Annotated in this window: 3 protein-coding genes; 2 read left to right on the top strand and 1 reads right to left on the bottom strand. The window is 64.3% G+C overall.

Annotation, left to right across the window (positions count from 1 at the left end; translation table 11 throughout):
- Nucleotides 1-208: hypothetical protein (locus tag CVM73_RS40780; RefSeq protein ID WP_208639290.1), on the top strand; the 208-nt coding region annotated here is incomplete at its 5' end.
- A gap of 176 nt (nt 209-384) precedes the next feature.
- On the opposite strand, the gene CVM73_RS38540 is transcribed toward CVM73_RS40780, so the two are convergent.
- Nucleotides 385-1,557: an ABC transporter substrate-binding protein gene (locus CVM73_RS38540; protein ID WP_100236918.1), complete on the bottom strand. Its 1,173-nt coding sequence runs from the start codon at nt 1,555-1,557 to the stop codon at nt 385-387.
- A gap of 301 nt (nt 1,558-1,858) precedes the next feature.
- Here CVM73_RS38540 and CVM73_RS38535 point away from each other — a divergent pair, with 301 nt between their 5' ends.
- Nucleotides 1,859-3,121 carry an NAD(P)/FAD-dependent oxidoreductase gene (locus tag CVM73_RS38535; protein WP_100236917.1) on the top strand — a complete coding sequence of 421 codons (1,263 nt, stop codon included), beginning with the start codon at nt 1,859-1,861 and terminating at the stop codon, nt 3,119-3,121.
- Nucleotides 3,122-3,385 lie beyond the last annotated feature (264 nt).

Genomic DNA, 3,385 nt, shown 5'->3' with positions numbered 1-3,385 from the left:
GGGCGGTACTGCAGCCCGTAGGGGCCGCAGCATGACTGCCATCGACCGCCACCACCGATCGGCCGCGAAAACGGACCTGTCCACTTCGCGCCCGACGCCCGAGGTCGTTCAAAAAAAGCCCGAAATCAAACCTCACTCCCGCACAAGACATTGCGCAAAGCTCTCGCTTGCGGGAGAGGCCGACGCGCTCGCAGAGCGCGGCGGGTGAGGGCTCTCGCCGCGCAGGGACATACTCGACAAATTCTCAACAACCCCAACGCGGAGACACCCTCTCCCCGACCCTCCCCCGCATGCGGGGGAGGGAGCCCAGTGCCGATGCCGCCGCATCGTGCACCCCATATGCGATAGCCCTGCCGCAAGCGGGAAGAGGGGGGAAGCAAGAGCTCACTTCATCTTGCACTTGTCGTGGAAACGATCCTGATCGTTCTCCACGATGGTGGCGACGGTCTTCAGCGCGAGCTGGCCTTCGGAATCCTTGACCACGTCCTGCAGATAGAAGCTCTGGATCGGGATGTGGTTGTTGCCGTACTTGAACGCGCCGCGCACTGATTTGAAGTTCACCTTCTCCATCTCGGCCTTCATCTCGTCCTTCTTCGAGGTGTCGCCCTTCACGGCGACGACGGCGCTGTTGATCAGGTTCGCGGCGTCATAGGACTGCGCGCCGTAGAAGGTCGGGCGCAGGCCGGTATACTTCTTGCGGTAGTCGGCGACGAAGCGCTTGTTCTGCTCGTTGGGGAGGTCGTTGACCCATTGCTGCGCACCGGGCACCCCGAGCGCGTTCTCCTTCTGCAGCGGCAGCGAGAGCTCGTCGATGGTGAAGGCAGTGTAGAGCGGCATCGTGCTCTTCAGCCCGGCCTGCGCATATTGATTGAGGAATTGCACGCCGGCGGCACCGGGGTAGAACACGAAGATCGACTCGGCGCCGGAGGCGCGCGCCTTGGAGAGCTCGGCGGAGAAGTCGAGCTGGCTCGGCCACACCGTGTATTCCTCACCCACGACCTGGCCCTTGAAAGTGCTCTTGACGCCGGCCAGCATGTCCTTGCCGGCGGCATAGTTCGGGCCGATCAGGAACACCGACTTGACGCCCTTCTGGTTCATATAAGTGCCGACCGCCTGCGGGGTCTGGTCGTTCTGCCAGGAGGTCGAAAACACGTAAGGCGAGCACAATTCGCCGGCGAGCTGCGACGGGCCGGCGTTGGCCGAGATCAGGAAGGTCTTCGAATCAACCGCGGTCTTGAGCGAGGCCAACAGCACGTTCGACCAGATATAGCCGACGATGAAGTCGACCTTGTCGGATTGCACCAACTTCTCGGTCTTCTGCTTGCCGACATCGGGCTTCTGCCCGTCGTCCTCGTAGATCACCTCGACCGGCTTGCCGCCCATCTTGCGGCCGAGATGGTCGAGCGCGAGCTCGAAGGAGTTACGCATGTCGTTGCCGATCACGGCGGTCGGGCCGCTGAAGGGCGAGACGAAACCGATCTTGATGGTGGCGCCGGCGAATGCCTGATTTGCCAGCACCAGCGCCGCTGCGCCCGCCAGCCAAAATGCCGTCCTCATAACCACTCCCCTCCTCATTATCGTATCGGTCCCGGAAACGGGGTGATCGCCGCTCCGGGCCTGTCTCTATTGAACGCAAAATCTGCCGAGCCGCCAATGGCTCAGGGCCCGCCCCTGCACCATATTTCGCCTCGATCGGCGATGGCAAGAAATATAATTCTACCCACTTTGACCGAGGCTGCGACGCTTTTTCGCGCCGATACTCCAACACTATCCATCGATTGATGACGGCTATTGGACCGCGGCACCCAATCCGCACTTAAATGAAGGAGAGAGAAGCAGCGAAACTCGAGGGCGCATCATGACCACGACACCGCATCGCGTCGTTATCGTCGGGGCCGGCTTCGGCGGGCTGGAGACGACCTACCGGCTGGCGGGCGCGCCGGTCGAGATCACGCTGATCGACCGCCGCAACCATCATCTCTTTCAGCCGCTGCTGTACCAGGTCGCGACCGCCTCACTCGCCACTAGCGAGATCGCCTGGCCAATTCGGCATCTGATGCGCGACCGGCGCGAGGTGACGACGCTGTTTGCCACAGTGAGCGGTGTCGACACGGCGCGTCGCTGCGTGCTGATCGACGACGGCAGCGAGGTGCCCTACGACACGCTGGTGCTCGCCACCGGCGCGCGGCACGCCTATTTCGGCCATGACGAGTGGGAGGCATGGGCGCCAGGTCTGAAGACGCTGGAGGATGCGACCACCTTGCGCCGGCACATCCTGGTGGCATTCGAGCGCGCCGAGCGCGAGACCGATCCGCAGAAGCGCGCCGCGCGATTGACCTTCGTCATCGTCGGTGCCGGCCCGACCGGCGTCGAGCTCGCCGGCACCATCGCCGAGATGGCGCATCACACCCTGCCGGCCGACTTCCGCAGCATCGACACCCGCAAGGCGCGCGTCGTGCTGATCGAGGCCGGCCCGCGCGTGCTCGCGGGCTTTCCGGACGAGTTGTCGGCCTACGCACAGGCCTCGCTGGAAAAGATCGGCGTCGAGGTCGTGCTCGGCCAAGCCGTCACCGAGATCAATCGTGAGGGCGTCGTGTTCGGCGGCAAGCTGCTCGAGGCAAAGACCAGGATCTGGGCCGCCGGCGTGCGCGCCTCGCCCGCCGCGGAGTGGCTGGGCGCACCCAGCGATCGCGCCGGGCGCGTGCTGGTCGAGGCCGACCTGACCATCCCCGGCCATCCCGAGATCTTTGCGATCGGCGACACCGTCAGCATCAACGCCTGGGACGGCAAGCCGGTGCCCGGCATCGCGCCGGCCGCCAAGCAGCAGGGCCGCCATGTCGCAGAGACCATCAAAGCTCGGCTGCGCGAAGAGACGAAGGGCGCGTTCCGCTACAAGCACGCCGGCAGTCTCGCGCAGATCGGCAAGCGGCTTGCGGTGATCGACTTCGGCAAGGTCAAGCTGCGCGGCACCATCGCGTGGTGGATCTGGGGCATCGCCCACATCTACTTCCTGATCGGCCTGCGCCACCGCCTCAGCGTCGCCCTGAGCTGGCTCTGGATCTACGCGCGCGATCAGAGGGCGGCGAGGTTGATCACGCAGGGATCGAGCAAGGTGGCGTAATCGTTCTTCCCTTCTCCCCTTGTGGGAGAAGGTGGCGCGAAGCGCCGGATGAGGGGTTCTTTCCACTCGCACGATTATCCGTGAGGAGAGAGCCCCTCACCCGGCTTCGCTTTGCGAAGCCACCCTCTCCCACAAGGGGCTAAGGCGTGCACATATCTCGGAGCCTCCAACCGGCTGACATTTGCTTGAAGCGGTGCCACCCTCTGCGCATAGTGATGGGACCTGGTGGCCGCTCCGAGGCGTAGCCGGTCCATCCTCCGAGGC

It is taken from the genome of Bradyrhizobium forestalis (assembly GCF_002795245.1).
Classification (GTDB): domain Bacteria; phylum Pseudomonadota; class Alphaproteobacteria; order Rhizobiales; family Xanthobacteraceae; genus Bradyrhizobium; species Bradyrhizobium forestalis.
The sequence above is the reverse complement of the archived record's forward strand: the minus strand, read 5'-3'. Positions and strand labels throughout refer to the sequence as shown.